Raw genomic sequence first — 13,300 nt, forward strand, 5'->3', positions numbered from 1 at the left:
GTTAGCCAAGCCAGTCGAGGGTCAGGATCAAACGGCGCTCGCCCGGTGCCGGTTGCGGCGAGCGGTGGATCAAGCCGAAACCTTCATTGCCGTGCCATTTTTCACCTTTTAGTAGCGCCACCTCGCCGCTCTTGAGTTGCTGGATCTGCGTTGTGTCCGTCGGCTCGGCGTTGACCTGGCCCAGCTGACCCCGATCCATGGCGCCCTCCTTCAGCCACTCACTGCCGACGCCAGCATAAGTTGTGATCAAGCGCACCGGCACATGATCGACGTGGAACCGCGGGCACATGGCTTTATCCAGCACCCGCAGGCGCAAACCGATACGCCGCGCACCGAGCAGGCAAGCGAAGGCACTGACCAGCCATTTCAGATCGGCGATAAAGCCTTCGTAGCCTTCCAGATCGCGGAAGCCTGAGGCCAGTCCGCTGAGATCAGGCTCGGCGTCTTCGTCAGCCAATTCCAGACATAACGACTCTGCCAACGGCTCGTTTAGCGAGAGTAATAACCTTGCGAATTCGGCGATGTGCAGCGGCATATGTCGCTGCCATACGGCGAGGTTTATTTCATCGTCAAGAATTCGGCTCAGCGCCTTGGGGGTCTGGCCCTGATGCTGTGAGCGCGTAGGGTCTTGCAGCAGCTTCATCGCAAGCATCAGGCGGCCTCCTCGTGCCAAGGGCCGAATGGATCTGGCAGCAATCGCCAGCCTTCCTCACCCAGTGCCATTTCATCGTCGGTCAGCAGACACGCATCGAGCTCGGCAGCTAGCTGTACGAAATTGATGTTCTGACCGATAAATACCAACTCCTGGCGGCAATCTCCGACACTCGGCGTCCAGTTTTCCATGATCGCGACGGTACTTTCCTGATCCTGCGGCCATTGGCTTTTCGGCACGAAACGCCACCAGCGCCCGGCAAAACCATGGCGCATCAAGCCACCGGCCTGCGACCAACTACCGGCATCGTTGGGCTTGCTCGCCAGCCAGAAAAACCCTTTGGAGCGCAGCAGCTTGCCGTTGAGCCATGGACGATCGATGAAGCTGAAAAAGCGTTGCGGATGAAACGGTCGACGCGCCCGGTAGGCGGAGGAGGCAATGCCGTACTCCTCGGTTTCTGCGACGTGCTCACCGCGCAACTCCTTTAACCAGCCGGGTGCTTGCGCAGCTTTCTCGAAGTCGAAGCGGCCGGTGTTGAGAATCTTCTCCAACGGTACTTCGCCCATCACCATAGGGATGATTTCGGCTTGTGCGTTAAGCCGCTTGAGGATGGCGGTCAACTCCTCGCGCTCGTGCTGGCTGATCAGATCGATTTTGCTGATCAACAGCACGTCGGCAAACTCGATCTGCTCGATCAGCAAGTCGGTGATGGAGCGCTCGTCCTCTTCGCCAAGCGTTTCGCCACGAGAGGCAAGACTTTCGGCGGCCTGGTAGTCGAGCAGGAAATTCACGCCGTCGACTACAGTCACCATGGTGTCCAGACGGGCGATGTCGGCGAGGCTTTGGCCTTGCTCATCGCGGAAGGTGAAAGTCTCTGCGACGGGCAATGGTTCCGAGATACCGGTGGATTCGATCAGCAAATAATCAAACCGCCCTTCTCGCGCGAGTTTGCTGACTTCTTCGAGCAAGTCTTCGCGTAACGTACAGCAGATACAGCCGTTGCTCATTTCCACGAGTTTCTCTTCAGCTCGGTTCAGGCTGACATCGCGCTGGACTTCGCTGCCATCAATGTTGATCTCGCTCATATCATTGACGATGACCGCCACGCGTAGACCCTTGCGATTACGTAGTACGTAATTCAAAAGTGTACTTTTTCCAGCGCCAAGAAATCCTGAAAGAACGGTCACAGGCAGTGCGGCTGACATTGGGTAATCCTCTTTAGATGGCAGCCGATTAGCGCTTTTACGTAGCGCGTGACGTTCTGAGCTTCATACGGAGTTCGCAGAAGGTAAACGTTTGAAATCGGCCGACTCAGGCTCAGTTCAAATTGATGTTATAGTATAACAATAGAGAATGGCCAGCCCTGCTCTTACCCTTATCTACAAACAGCCGGAAGCTGCCTTTAAGTTCAGGCTCGGAAAATGTGATGAAAAGTGCGCTGAAATGCTCGGTTTTGAGCGTCATGCTGTTAACTGCGACCACCGCCTGGGGAAAAACCCCGGCGCTCGCCTCCTGCACGCGCAGCGCCAATCTGCTGGCCTGCGTGGATGCTGATGGCAACACTTACAGCGTCAACACGGTCGGCAACACGCTCTATCTGCGCGGCTTTGAAAAGAACGGCAAGCGTTATTGGGCGCAGACCAACAGTCGGTTCGGGCAAATGACGTTCTTCACTGGTATCGCTTCCGACGGTGAAGCCTGGGTCGGCTACACCCGTCGGGTGGGATGGACCACCATCAATCGCTTCTCTAGCTCGGGTGGTAGCAGCGCGAAATTCACCTGCAGCCGATTGACCGGTTGCTAGTTCGCCCAAGTCATCGACATGTCGAGGATATAACCCCGATGATGTCTCGCTTGGAAGGGGCGATTTTCGCGAGTGTTTCACGTGGAACCCTAGACGGAATTGGCGTGCACATATGAAAACCTGTTCATGAAAAAGACATCGTGGTTCGAATTGTTATAATGTAACATCGAATTTAATCAACACGATGGTCCCGATCATGAATTCGCTGACACTTCCGGATATCGCCGCTCAGGCCGCTCGCCAAGCCTTGCCACTCGAATGGGTGGGCATGCGCGGCATTGCGTTGCCTGTTTTGCTGGACGGCCAACGCCTGAGTGCGAAAGCTGATGCAGGTGTAAGTCTTGATGATGCCGAGGCGCGCGGTATTCATATGTCGCGCTTGTATCTGGCACTCGAAACCCTGGAAAAGCGCAACATTAGCCCAACGTTGCTTCACCAGATTCTTGAGCATTTCCTCGATAGCCACTCAGGTTTGTCCAACAACGCTTATCTGAAAATCCACACGGATCTACTGCTCAAGCGACCCGCATTGATCAGTCCTTTGTCCGGATGGAAATCCTATCCAGTAACCATTTCGGCCAGCCTGAAAAACAGAATGTTCCACGTGGAACTAGAAATTGAAGTGCCTTACTCCTCGACATGTCCTTGCTCGGCAGCGCTGGCGAGACAGCTTATCCAGCAACAATTCATTGAAGACTTCGCCAACACACAACTGAATCACGCAGAGGTTTTGGCGTGGCTGGGTACGCCCCAAGGCATCGTCGCAACGCCACACAGCCAACGTAGCACCGCGCAACTACATGTTCATCTCGACGAATTCGTCGACGAACTACCGCTGAGCGCGATCATCAACGATGCCGAAGCCGCCCTCGGCACCGCCGTACAAACCGCGGTCAAACGAGCGGATGAACAAGCCTTTGCCCTCGCCAACGGGCAGAACCTGATGTTCTGTGAAGACGCCGCACGCAGGCTGAATATTGCGCTACGTCGCTCACCTGGAGTCAGCTCGTTCCACCTGCGAGTGACCCACGCCGAAAGCCTGCATGCCCACGATGCAGTCGCCGAAAGTGATTGGCACCGGGAGCAGGCATGATCCGTTGCCAGGCCTTAAGCTGGGGCGCACCCGGCCAACCGCTCACCTCGCCCCTGACCCTCGAATTCGAAAGCGGCAGCCTGACAGCAATCATCGGCGCCAATGGTTGTGGCAAAAGCAGCCTGCTGAAAGTCATTGCAGGACTGCAAAGGCCTTTGGCAGGAAAGGTCTCATTGAGCGTTCCACGGCAAAGCGGCGTCTCCTTCCTCCCCCAACAACAGCACCTGGATCGCCAGTTCCCGATCAGCCTCGAAGAGTTGGTGGCCGCCGGCTTCTGGGGACGTAGATTGTCCACACAACTGCGTGCACAGCGCCTCGCCGCGGCCTTGGAAAACTGGCACCTGAACGGACTCGATCAACGCCCCTTGATGGCCTTGTCCGGCGGCGAATTACAACGCGCCTTGCTCGCTCGATTGAGTCTGACTGATGCACCTGTTTTGCTACTCGACGAACCGCATGCTGCTCTCGATGAACTGGGCCAAAAGTTGCTGTGGCAACACATCCACGCCTGGCACGCCGAAGGTCGAACACTGATCGTGGTGTGCCACGACCTCTGCGCCGTTCGCGAACACATTCCAAAAACGCTGCTGATCAAAAACAGTGCCTGCGTATTTGGCACGAGCAAAGAGCTCATCCGGCAAACACCGCATACGCAGGTGGCGTGATGCTCACCATCGCGCACCTCTGGGAACCGTTCAACGAGTTCGTCTTCATGCGCCGCGCCCTGCTCGGTGGTTTGGTGCTCGCCTGCAGCACCGCTCCCCTCGGCGTTTTTTTGATCTTGCGGCGCATGAGTCTGATCGGTGATGCCGTTGCCCACGGCATCCTGCCCGGTGCCGCATTGGGCTTCTGGTTCGCTGGCCTCAGTCTGCCTGCGCTCACCATCGGGGGGCTCGGCGCAGGTTTGAGCATGGCTGGACTCGCCGCCTGGATCACTCGCAAAACAGGTTTGCGAGAGGATGCCAGCCTCGCCGCGATCTATCCAATATCGTTGGCAGCCGGTGTGCTGATCCTTGGCATCGCGGGAAAACGCCTCGACCTTTTGCACCTGCTCTTCGGGTCGGCATTGGCGGTCGACGGTCCGACTCTCAACGGCATGCTGTGGGTTTCGACCTTCAGCCTGATCGCCATGGCACTCATCTATAAACCGTTGCTGCTCGACACCCTCGACCCATTGTTCCTGAGAACCGTCAGCCGACTTGGCCCTCTCGCCCATGGCGTGTTCCTGACTCTGGTAGTGCTGAATCTGGTGATCGGATTTCAGGCAATCGGCGCACTGATGGTCGTTGGACTGATGATGCTGCCCGCCGCCAGCTCGCGATTCTGGAGTCGCCGTCTGCCGGTCCTGATTGCTATCGCCGCCCTTCTCGGCTGCCTGTCGGTGTGGCTCGGCCTGCTGCTGTCGTTCTACTTCTCGCTGCCCAGCGGGCCGGCCATCGTGCTGGTCGCGGGGGCCGGATATTTGCTCTCCGTGGTGTTCGGACCGGTTCACGGTTTGCTGCGCCGCCCACCGTTGCTTACATCCCAATGAGGTGTTTCCCGATGCGCGTTCTATTTGTGCTGTTCAGCCTGATGCTGTCGATGTCATTGTCGGCGGCAGAAAAATTGCCGGTGGTGACCAGCTTCAGCATTCTCGCCGACATGGTTCATCAGGTCGGTGGCGAGCATATTCAGATCACCAACATGGTCGGCCCCGACGCTGATGCGCACACCTATGAGCCGACCCCGGACGATGCCAAAGCACTGCTCAAAGCCAGACTGATCATCAAAAACGGTTTGGGTTTCGAACCGTGGCTGGATCGCTTGGTGACCAGCACCGAAACCAAAGCCACGGTAGTCAGCGCCAGTCACGGAGTGATCCCGCGCTCGCTGGATGAGGACGGTAAAACCGTTCCCGATCCGCACGCCTGGCACAATCTGGCCAACGCCGAGTTGTACGTCGCCAACATCACCAAAGCGCTGATCGCCGCCGACCCGACGAACAAGGCCGACTACGAGCGCAACAGCCAAACCTACCTGAAACAGATCTACGCCCTGCTCGCCGAAGCCAAGGCCAAACTCGGTTCACTGCCACCGGGCAATCGCAAAATCGTCACCAGCCACGATGCCTTCGGTTACCTGGGCCAGGCGTACAGCATCGACTTCATGGCCCCACAAGGACTGTCCACCGAGCGTGACCCCTCGGCCGCCGAAGTCGCGGCGTTGATTACCCAGATCCGCCAGGCGAAAGTCAAAGCGGTGTTCATGGAAAACATCAAGGACGCGCGACTGCTCAAACAGATTGCCGATGAGAGCGGCGCACACATTGGCGGCACGCTCTACTCGGACGCCCTCGCCGCCAGCGGTCCGGCCAGCACTTTTACCGGGCTGTTCGAATACAACCTCAATACCCTTTACAACGCGCTGAGCCAACCATGATCCGCAAGAATCCTTCAGGCGATCTGCCACAGATCGCCGAGTCGGCCTACGTCGATAAAACCGCGATCATTTGCGGCAAAGTGGTGATTGGTGAAAACGTGTTTGTCGGCCCCTATGCCGTGATTCGCGCCGACGAAGTGGATGCTTCAGGCGAGATGGAACCGATCACCATCGGTGCCAATTCGAACATCCAGGACGGTGTGGTGATTCATTCCAAATCCGGCGCGGCAGTGACCATCGGCGAGTTCAGCTCCATCGCCCATCGTTCGATCGTGCATGGTCCCTGCGTGGTCGGCGACCGGGTGTTCATTGGCTTCAACAGCGTGCTGTTCAATTGCGTGGTTGGCGACGGCTGCGTGGTGCGGCACAACTCGGTGGTCGACGGACGCGATTTGCCGGACGCGTTCTATGTGCCCTCCACCACCCGCATCGGCCCGAACACTGACCTCTCGCAATTCCCACCAGTGAGTGTCAGCGCCTCGGAGTTTTCCGAAGACGTGGCGCGTACCAATGTCGATTTGGTGCGCGGCTACAAAGCCTTGCAGAACGAGTTTTAGACCATGAGCAGTGTGCTGATTCGCAATGCAAGAATGATCAACGAAGGACGTGAGTTCGATGGCGATCTGTTGGTCAGCAACGGTCGTATCGTCAAGATTGCGCGCAGCATCGAAGGTGAAAACGCGAGCGTCGAAATCGACGCGGCCGGACAGTGGTTGTTGCCTGGGATGATCGATGACCAGGTGCATTTCCGCGAACCCGGTGCGCCGGCCAAGGGCAGCATCCACACCGAATCCCGCGCGGCGGTTGCGGGAGGCATTACCAGTTTCATGGACATGCCCAACACCCAACCCGCCACCCTCAGCCTCAAGGCGCTGGCGGATAAAAAACGCCGGGCGGCGCTCAGCTCTGTGGCCAATTACGGCTTTCACTTCGGGGTCAGCCGGGACAATCTCGACACCGTCGCCACGCTCAATCCCAGCGAAGTGGCCGGCGTCAAAGTGTTCATGGGCGCCTCCACCGGCAACATGCTGGTGGATGATCCGAAGATTCTTGAGCGGTTGTTTGCTGAAGTGCCGACGATCTTGCTGGCTCACTGCGAACACACGCCAAGCATCAACGCGAATGCGGCCAACCTGAACGACCAGTTTGGTGAGCGTCTACCGCCCGCGGCTCATGCGCTGATTCGTAATGCCGAAACTTGCTATCGCTCGTCTTCGTTGGCTGTGGAACTGGCCAAGCGTCATGGCACACGACTGCACGTTTTACACCTCACCACCGCCCGGGAACTGGATCTGTTCGAAGACAAACCACTGGCACAAAAACGCATCACGGCAGAAGTCTGCCTGCATCATTTGCTGTTTGATGATCGCGACTATCCGGCGCTCGGCAACCTGATCAAATGCAATCCGGCGATCAAGACTCAGGCCGACCGCGATGCCTTGCGCGAAGCGTTGAACTCCAATCGGCTGGACGTCATCGGCAGCGATCACGCGCCGCATACCTGGGCGGAAAAGCAAAGACCTTACATAGAGGCACCTTCGGGTTTACCGCTGGTGCAGCATGCATTACCGGCGTTACTCGAATTGGTCGCGGACGGCGTACTGCCGATCAGCACTCTGGTGGCGAAGACCAGCCATCGCGTGGCGGATCTGTTTGCGATTCCGGATCGGGGCTATTTGCGTGAAGGGTACTGGGCGGATCTGGTGTTGGTTGAGCGGCAGACTGTCGAGGTGTCTCGGCAACCGATTCTGTCGCAGTGCGGGTGGACGCCGTTTGCCGGGAGAAGCTTTCGACATCGGGTCAGTACGACGCTGGTGTCAGGGCAGATCGCCTGGCGCGATGGTCGGGTGAATGAAGGCTGTCGCGGTTTGCCGTTGCGGTTTATGCGCTAATATTGATGACGCCATCGCCAGCAGGCTGGCTCCCACATTTCGAAAACATTCGACTGTGGGAGCCAGCCTGCTGGCGTTGCTTTTAGGCGCGAGGTTTCACGGCGCCGCAGTCCTGACCCAGCCACACGGCGCGGGTTTCCAGACTGCCCTTCTGGTTGATGCCGATGGCATTGAACGTGCCGTTGGCGACGGTGTTGAATTCCCGATCACTGAGGAAAGTCGCAACACCGGTACCCTGCGCTTTCGGGCAGCTGAAACGGAATTTCCACTGGTTGCCGTTGCGTTCGGTGATCTGCTGTTTGCAGCCCGATTGCGGGTCGGCCAACGGAATATCATTGGTCGCCACTTGCTCAGGCGTCAGGCACGCGCGGATGCCCTTGCCGCCGATATTGATGCCGTTTTTCTCCAGCGCCGCCCGCTGTTGCGGGGTCATCTGGCCTTGCAGCTGGCCGAGGATCGATTGCACGTCCATCGGCTGATCATCGACTTTGACGTTGCTCGACGTCATTTCCCACAACCCCGGCTGCAGCATCTGCGCCTGAGCAACCACCGGCAATGCCAAACCCAGGCCCAGCGCCAAACCCAGCAGACGAATGTTCATCGAAAAACTCCTGATCAGTAGTGGTCGTTAGACGTCGGCCAATTGCTTCGGTTCATGCACCAATTAATTAGCGACATTCGCGGCGGAACATGGTCTGTTAAGCATTGAATCTTCCGGAGCAAGGCTGCCCCATGGATTATTTTGGACCGCATATTTTCGGTTATCTGATCGCCCTGATACACACCCTCGGCTTGATCGCCGCCGTTCACGCGGTGCTCACCGTGCGCACGGCTCAAGGCTCGATCGCCTGGGCATTGTCGCTGATCTTCATTCCCTACCTCACGCTTATTCCGTACCTGGTGTTCGGCCGCAGCACCTTCGACGGCTACATCAAAGCTCGGCGCCAGGCCAACGAACAGATGCGCCAGGCCATCTCCGAATTGAACTGGCGGCCGTGGGTGGAAGAAGCCCTGACCGCCCGCGCCTCGAACGCCTACGCATCCTTGCGCGCCATGCCGAAACTGGGGCGAATGCCGTGTCTGGCGAATAATCAGGTGCAGTTGCTGGTAAATGGCAAAGCGACCTTTGAAGCGATCTTCCGCGCTATCGATCAGGCGAAGGAAGCCGTGCTGATCCAGTTCTTCATCATCCACGATGATCGGCTCGGTCAACGCCTGCGTGATCTGCTACTGAAGAAGGCCGACGAAGGCGTAGCGATTCATCTGCTCTACGACCGCATCGGCAGTCACGCCCTGCCCCATAATTATGTTCAGGCACTGCGCGATGGTGGCGTCGAGGTCAAAGCGTTCGCCACACGCAGCGGCTGGCTCAATCGCTTCCAGGTCAACTTCCGCAACCATCGCAAAATCGTCGTGGTCGACGGCGTGGTCGGGTTTGTCGGCGGGCACAACGTCGGCGATGAATACATGGGCGAAAAGCCGCCGCTGGCGCCGTGGCGCGATACGCATGTAAGAGTGCGTGGTCCGGTGGTGGCGTGCATGCAGGAATCCTTTGCCGAAGACTGGTTCTGGGCCGCGCGCACTTTACCGCCGCTGATCCTGCCGGACGCTTACCCGGACGACGGCGTGCTGTGCCAGTTGCTTGCCAGTGGCCCGGCAGATGCCTACGAAACCTGTTCGCTGTTCTTCGTTGAAGCTATCCACGCGGCGACGGAACGGGTGTGGATCACCAGCCCCTACTTCATTCCCGATGAAGCCGTGTTCGCTGCCCTGCGTTTGGCCGTGTTGCGCGGTGTCGACGTGCGCTTGCTGCTGCCTTCGCGCCCCGATCACCGCATCGTCTATGCGGCGTCCAGCCTGTACGCCTTCGAAGCCGTGCGCGCCGGGGTCCGTGTATTCCGTTACGAACCCGGATTCCTGCATCAGAAAGTGGTGTTGATCGACAGCGAGATCAGCGCCATTGGCAGCGCCAATCTGGACAACCGTTCGTTCCGCTTGAACTTCGAAGTGATGCTGCTGACGGTCGACAGCGACTTCGCCGCTAGCGTCGAACAGATGCTGATCGAGGATTTCGAGCAATCTTACGAGATCGCCAAAGAAGAAAGCCGGGAGATCCACCGCCTGCAACAGGTCGGCATGCGGATCGCCCGGCTTATTTCACCGATTCTCTGACGTTCCCCAACCCTCTGCGGAGGGCAAGGGATACAGGGAATCAAGGGTGGTAGATGTCGTCGCGAGTCCACGGCAGTTCATGGCTGCCATCGGCATGCGCTTTTACCGCGAGGATCTGGTGCAGATTGATCCAGCCGCGCGCGAAGGCGTAAGCACAACCGGCCAGGTACAACCGCCAGATACGCAGCGCCTGCTCCGGCACTAGCTTCGCAGCTGTTTCGAGATTGTCTTCCAGACGCTCGCTCCAGTGGTCGAGGGTACGTGCGTAGTGCAGGCGCAGACTTTCGACGTCGACAATCTCCAGCCCGGCTTCACTGATCTCGGCCGAGATCATCGACAAATGCGGCAACTCACCATTGGGGAAGACGTATTTTTCGATGAACTCGCCGGCACCACGGCCCACCGGGCGGCCATCGGTGTGCCTGGCCGTGATGCCGTGGTTCATCACCAGCCCCCCCTCCTTCACCGCACCAAACAGGGTTTTGCAGTACTCGGCCAGGTTGGCGTGACCGACGTGCTCGAACATGCCGACACTGACCACTTTGTCGAAGCGACCGTCCTGGGGCAGATCGCGGTAGTCCAGCAGTTGCAGCTCGATCTGGTCTTCCAGGCCGTCGTTTTTGACACGTTCGCGGGCCAGTTCCAGCTGCGCCTTGCTCAACGTGATGCCGAACACTTTCGCACCGAATTCCCGCGCCGCGTACCGCGCCAACCCTCCCCAGCCACAGCCGACATCCAGCAGATAGTCGCCCGGCTGCAAACGCAGCTTGCGGCACAGATGACGGAATTTGGCTTGTTGCGCCTGTTCCAGCGTTTCACTGCCGGTTTCGAAATACGCGCAGGAATACGCCATGTCGCTGTCCAGCCACAGCTGGTAGAACGCGTTGGACAGGTCGTAGTGGTAGGAAATGGCTTTGGCGTCGGTTTCCTTGTCATGCACCGAACGCACGGGATGACTGTCGTCATCTGCACCGAGCAAGGCATTGCTCAATTCGTCGCAGAGCCGGATGACCTCGCTGATCGAGCCCTCCAGTTCAAGCTTGCCTTCGACGAACGCCGCCCCTAGCGCATCCAGACTTGGATGGGTGAACTGGCTGACCATCTTGGGATCCTTGACCACGATGGTGACGCTGGGCGTCGGGCCCAGATTGAATTCATGGCCGTCCCAGAGTCGCAGGCGAAGCGGTAGCTGCAGATTCTGTAAGGCCGGTGGAAGTTGCGCGAGCATGGAAAATCCCCCCTTGTTTCAGACGTCTGATCTGAGGGTAGACCATCCTCGAAAAATAGCAGGCTATCGATTTGATAGACCGAATCTACCGCTCCAGACGCTCCAACAAGCCATCCTGCACCCACTGTTTCAGCCAGGTGACGGCTTGGAGTGCAGCGCCCTCACCATAAATGACTGCCAACGCCTCACACAGTTCGGCGAAACTCCAGCCTTCGTCGAGCAGCCCGTTCAGGGCCGAGGCTTCGGGAGCTTCCAGGCTGCGGTAATGACAGATCAGATCATTACGCCAGATCAGGCAGACCTGAGGAGCAGCAAGCGCCATGCTTTCAGGGAAATCGCACGCTTCCTTCACCGCCCGCCACAGCGAGAGACTGTTGAATTGGCACGCCAGCCTTTGCAACGACGGTGTGGATTTAAACTGAAATCCGGGCCATTCGTCCGGAGCAAGCGCCGCCATCGCGTCGAGGGTTAACGGTGAACCTGCGGGCGCATCAAAGGCCAGCGTGAACGCCCATTCCAGCGCAGCCAATTCGGCCAATGGTGCGCCCTGCTCAGGCACCAGATGCTCTCGGAGAAAATCGGCGAACCCCTTGCCCAACCAGCGCAGGCTGTAATGCGCCGACGGGCATTGGCGGATATACGCGGTGGCCAATTGATCGAATTCTTCGTCGCCCATCCAGTGCCAGATTGTCGGGTAGTCGGCACGTAAAACTTCCTGCAAACGCGCCTTGTAGGCGTTGTGATAAATCGCCAGACCGGTGTCGATATCCAGCGTCGGGCCGCCGATCAGACTCTTTCCCAATGCCAGGTTGGCTGTCGCTGTGTCATCCAGCAGAAACGACTCGAACGCCAATTGCCATTCTCTCAGGCGCATTGCTGCCTCCCGGCCAAGACATGGCTACCCAGCTCGCGAGCCTTTTGCAATTCATCGAGCAGCTCTTCAAAGGGCGGAAAGTGATCGTCACGTTCCAGCAATGTCGCCACAGGGCCGAAGTGTTCCAGTGTGCGTTGATACAGCGCCCAGACTGGATCACTCACCGGATGGTCGTGGGTGTCGATCACGTAGTCGCCGTAATCGCTGTGCCCTGCCAAGTGCAACTGGCGCACTTTGTCCTTGGGCAGGCTTTCAATAAAGGTCCACGGATCGAAGCCGTGATTACGCGAACTGACGTAGACGTTGTTGACGTCCAGCAGCAACTCGCAACCGCTCACCCGACTCAGTGCGGCGAGAAATTCCCATTCGGTGAAATCATCCGAGGCGGCGCGAACATAACTGGAGACGTTTTCCAGCACCAATGGACGCTGCAACACATCTTGAACCTGGGCCACTCGCCCAGCGATGTATTCGAGGCTCTCAGCGGTGTACGGCAGCGGCAGCAGATCATGCAACTGATGAGCGTTACCACGGCTCCAGCACAGATGGTCGGAGATCCACGCCGGTTTGACCCGATCGGCCAATTGCTTGAGTTGCTTGAGATAGTCCGGGTCGAGGGCATGTGGCCCGCCGATGGACAGGGAGACGCCATGCATCACCAGCGGATAGCGCTCGGCGATGGCGTCCAGGTAATACAGAGCCTTGCCGCCCTGCACCATGAAATTTTCCGAGACCACTTCGAACCAGTCCACGTCGGGCGACTGTTCAAGGATCTGCTGGTAATAAGCGCTGCGCAATCCCAGGCCGTAGCCGAGGAAAGGAAGTGAGGCGGACATGTGCGGGCTCCTGATAAAAGTGGCCGCAGTGGCGTGAACCACCGCGGCGGCACTTACCGGTCAGTTATTCGCCGACCTTGCCACCTGCTTTTTCGCAAGCCGCTTGAGTCATTGCTTTGAAGCCCTGGCCTTTGCAGGCGCCCATGCCTTTGCAAGCGTGGTCTTTGGTTTTGCAATCGTTCTGGCCTTTGCAGGAGGTCACGCCGTAACAGTGCACGTTGGCATCGGCGGCGACCACATTGGTGGCTACACCGGCAAACATAGTAGCGGCGGCCAAAGCGAGAGCGGCACCAGCAGCAGCGGTCTTGATGGTCATTTTTCTTATCCTCGG

General features: G+C 58.2%; 15 protein-coding genes. 8 read left to right on the plus strand and 7 right to left on the minus strand.

The features are described from left to right. Position 1: 1 nt before the first annotated feature. Together JJD74_RS08270 and zigA are read right to left on the minus strand one after the other, a co-directional pair. Positions 2-652, minus strand: a complete 651-nt coding sequence (locus JJD74_RS08270; RefSeq protein WP_200612823.1) for a DUF1826 domain-containing protein — start codon at positions 650-652, stop codon at positions 2-4. After that, positions 652-1,857 (minus strand): zinc metallochaperone GTPase ZigA, encoded by a 1,206-nt coding sequence (gene zigA / locus JJD74_RS08275; RefSeq protein WP_200612826.1) that lies wholly within the window; start codon positions 1,855-1,857, stop codon positions 652-654. The genes JJD74_RS08270 and zigA overlap by 1 nt, the downstream gene beginning before the upstream one ends. Before the next feature lie 221 nt (positions 1,858-2,078). Here zigA and JJD74_RS08280 point away from each other — a divergent pair, with 221 nt between their 5' ends. From JJD74_RS08280 to JJD74_RS08310, 7 genes are all read left to right on the plus strand, one after another. Beyond that, a complete protein-coding gene (locus JJD74_RS08280; RefSeq protein WP_200612829.1) occupies positions 2,079-2,456 on the plus strand; it encodes a glutamine synthetase in 378 nt (125 codons plus the stop codon). A gap of 196 nt (positions 2,457-2,652) precedes the next feature. Further along, positions 2,653-3,549, plus strand: a complete 897-nt coding sequence (gene folE2 / locus JJD74_RS08285; RefSeq protein WP_200612832.1) for a GTP cyclohydrolase FolE2 — start codon at positions 2,653-2,655, stop codon at positions 3,547-3,549. Further along, positions 3,546-4,214, plus strand: a complete 669-nt coding sequence (locus JJD74_RS08290) for a metal ABC transporter ATP-binding protein (RefSeq protein ID WP_200612850.1) — start codon at positions 3,546-3,548, stop codon at positions 4,212-4,214. The genes folE2 and JJD74_RS08290 overlap by 4 nt, the downstream gene beginning before the upstream one ends. Beyond that, a complete protein-coding gene (locus JJD74_RS08295) occupies positions 4,214-5,080 on the plus strand; it encodes a metal ABC transporter permease (RefSeq protein WP_200612853.1) in 867 nt (288 codons plus the stop codon). The genes JJD74_RS08290 and JJD74_RS08295 overlap by 1 nt, the downstream gene beginning before the upstream one ends. 11 nt (positions 5,081-5,091) lie before the next feature. Beyond that, positions 5,092-5,967, plus strand: a complete 876-nt coding sequence (locus tag JJD74_RS08300; RefSeq protein WP_042561858.1) for a metal ABC transporter substrate-binding protein — start codon at positions 5,092-5,094, stop codon at positions 5,965-5,967. Further along, on the plus strand, positions 5,964-6,524 hold the full coding sequence (locus JJD74_RS08305) for a gamma carbonic anhydrase family protein (RefSeq protein WP_047304287.1): 561 nt from the start codon (positions 5,964-5,966) through the stop codon (positions 6,522-6,524). The genes JJD74_RS08300 and JJD74_RS08305 overlap by 4 nt, the downstream gene beginning before the upstream one ends. A 3-nt stretch (positions 6,525-6,527) precedes the next feature. Next, the gene (locus JJD74_RS08310) at positions 6,528-7,859 is read left to right on the plus strand and encodes a dihydroorotase (RefSeq protein ID WP_200612856.1); all 1,332 of its coding nucleotides are present in this window, start codon (positions 6,528-6,530) and stop codon (positions 7,857-7,859) included. Between the two features lie 82 nt (positions 7,860-7,941). Here the strand turns inward: JJD74_RS08310 and JJD74_RS08315 are convergent, their stop codons facing one another. Beyond that, positions 7,942-8,460, minus strand: a complete 519-nt coding sequence (locus tag JJD74_RS08315; protein WP_047304291.1) for a DUF3617 domain-containing protein — start codon at positions 8,458-8,460, stop codon at positions 7,942-7,944. Positions 8,461-8,591: 131 nt separating this feature from the next. Here JJD74_RS08315 and cls point away from each other — a divergent pair, with 131 nt between their 5' ends. After that, on the plus strand, positions 8,592-10,031 hold the full coding sequence (cls, locus tag JJD74_RS08320; protein WP_042561862.1) for a cardiolipin synthase: 1,440 nt from the start codon (positions 8,592-8,594) through the stop codon (positions 10,029-10,031). Between the two features lie 40 nt (positions 10,032-10,071). Here the strand turns inward: cls and cfaB are convergent, their stop codons facing one another. From cfaB to bufA2, 4 genes are all read right to left on the minus strand, one after another. Next, positions 10,072-11,259: a C17 cyclopropane fatty acid synthase CfaB gene (gene cfaB / locus JJD74_RS08325; RefSeq protein WP_200612859.1), complete on the minus strand. Its 1,188-nt coding sequence runs from the start codon at positions 11,257-11,259 to the stop codon at positions 10,072-10,074. A gap of 85 nt (positions 11,260-11,344) precedes the next feature. Further along, on the minus strand, positions 11,345-12,133 hold the full coding sequence (locus JJD74_RS08330; protein WP_200612862.1) for an HvfC/BufC N-terminal domain-containing protein: 789 nt from the start codon (positions 12,131-12,133) through the stop codon (positions 11,345-11,347). Then, the gene (gene bufB, locus JJD74_RS08335; protein ID WP_200612865.1) at positions 12,124-12,969 is read right to left on the minus strand and encodes an MNIO family bufferin maturase; all 846 of its coding nucleotides are present in this window, start codon (positions 12,967-12,969) and stop codon (positions 12,124-12,126) included. The genes JJD74_RS08330 and bufB overlap by 10 nt, the downstream gene beginning before the upstream one ends. Before the next feature lie 64 nt (positions 12,970-13,033). Then, on the minus strand, positions 13,034-13,285 hold the full coding sequence (bufA2, locus tag JJD74_RS08340) for a BufA2 family periplasmic bufferin-type metallophore (protein ID WP_042561866.1): 252 nt from the start codon (positions 13,283-13,285) through the stop codon (positions 13,034-13,036). Positions 13,286-13,300: the final 15 nt, after the last annotated feature.

The organism is Pseudomonas sp. MF6776, from assembly GCF_016613125.1.
In the GTDB taxonomy this organism is placed as follows: Bacteria; Pseudomonadota; Gammaproteobacteria; order Pseudomonadales; family Pseudomonadaceae; genus Aquipseudomonas; species Aquipseudomonas iridis.

Coding starts and splice junctions, on each gene's coding strand:
- cls (WP_042561862.1), top strand. CDS start 8,592: ATGGATTATTTTGGACCGCATATTTTCGGTTATCTGATCGCCCTGATA.
- JJD74_RS08280 (WP_200612829.1), top strand. CDS start 2,079: ATGAAAAGTGCGCTGAAATGCTCGGTTTTGAGCGTCATGCTGTTAACT.
- JJD74_RS08305 (WP_047304287.1), top strand. CDS start 5,964: ATGATCCGCAAGAATCCTTCAGGCGATCTGCCACAGATCGCCGAGTCG.
- bufA2 (WP_042561866.1), bottom strand. CDS start 13,285: ATGACCATCAAGACCGCTGCTGCTGGTGCCGCTCTCGCTTTGGCCGCC.
- JJD74_RS08290 (WP_200612850.1), top strand. CDS start 3,546: ATGATCCGTTGCCAGGCCTTAAGCTGGGGCGCACCCGGCCAACCGCTC.
- bufB (WP_200612865.1), bottom strand. CDS start 12,969: ATGTCCGCCTCACTTCCTTTCCTCGGCTACGGCCTGGGATTGCGCAGC.
- zigA (WP_200612826.1), bottom strand. CDS start 1,857: ATGTCAGCCGCACTGCCTGTGACCGTTCTTTCAGGATTTCTTGGCGCT.
- JJD74_RS08270 (WP_200612823.1), bottom strand. CDS start 652: ATGCTTGCGATGAAGCTGCTGCAAGACCCTACGCGCTCACAGCATCAG.
- JJD74_RS08330 (WP_200612862.1), bottom strand. CDS start 12,133: ATGCGCCTGAGAGAATGGCAATTGGCGTTCGAGTCGTTTCTGCTGGAT.
- folE2 (WP_200612832.1), top strand. CDS start 2,653: ATGAATTCGCTGACACTTCCGGATATCGCCGCTCAGGCCGCTCGCCAA.
- JJD74_RS08300 (WP_042561858.1), top strand. CDS start 5,092: ATGCGCGTTCTATTTGTGCTGTTCAGCCTGATGCTGTCGATGTCATTG.
- JJD74_RS08315 (WP_047304291.1), bottom strand. CDS start 8,460: ATGAACATTCGTCTGCTGGGTTTGGCGCTGGGCCTGGGTTTGGCATTG.
- JJD74_RS08295 (WP_200612853.1), top strand. CDS start 4,214: ATGCTCACCATCGCGCACCTCTGGGAACCGTTCAACGAGTTCGTCTTC.
- JJD74_RS08310 (WP_200612856.1), top strand. CDS start 6,528: ATGAGCAGTGTGCTGATTCGCAATGCAAGAATGATCAACGAAGGACGT.
- cfaB (WP_200612859.1), bottom strand. CDS start 11,259: ATGCTCGCGCAACTTCCACCGGCCTTACAGAATCTGCAGCTACCGCTT.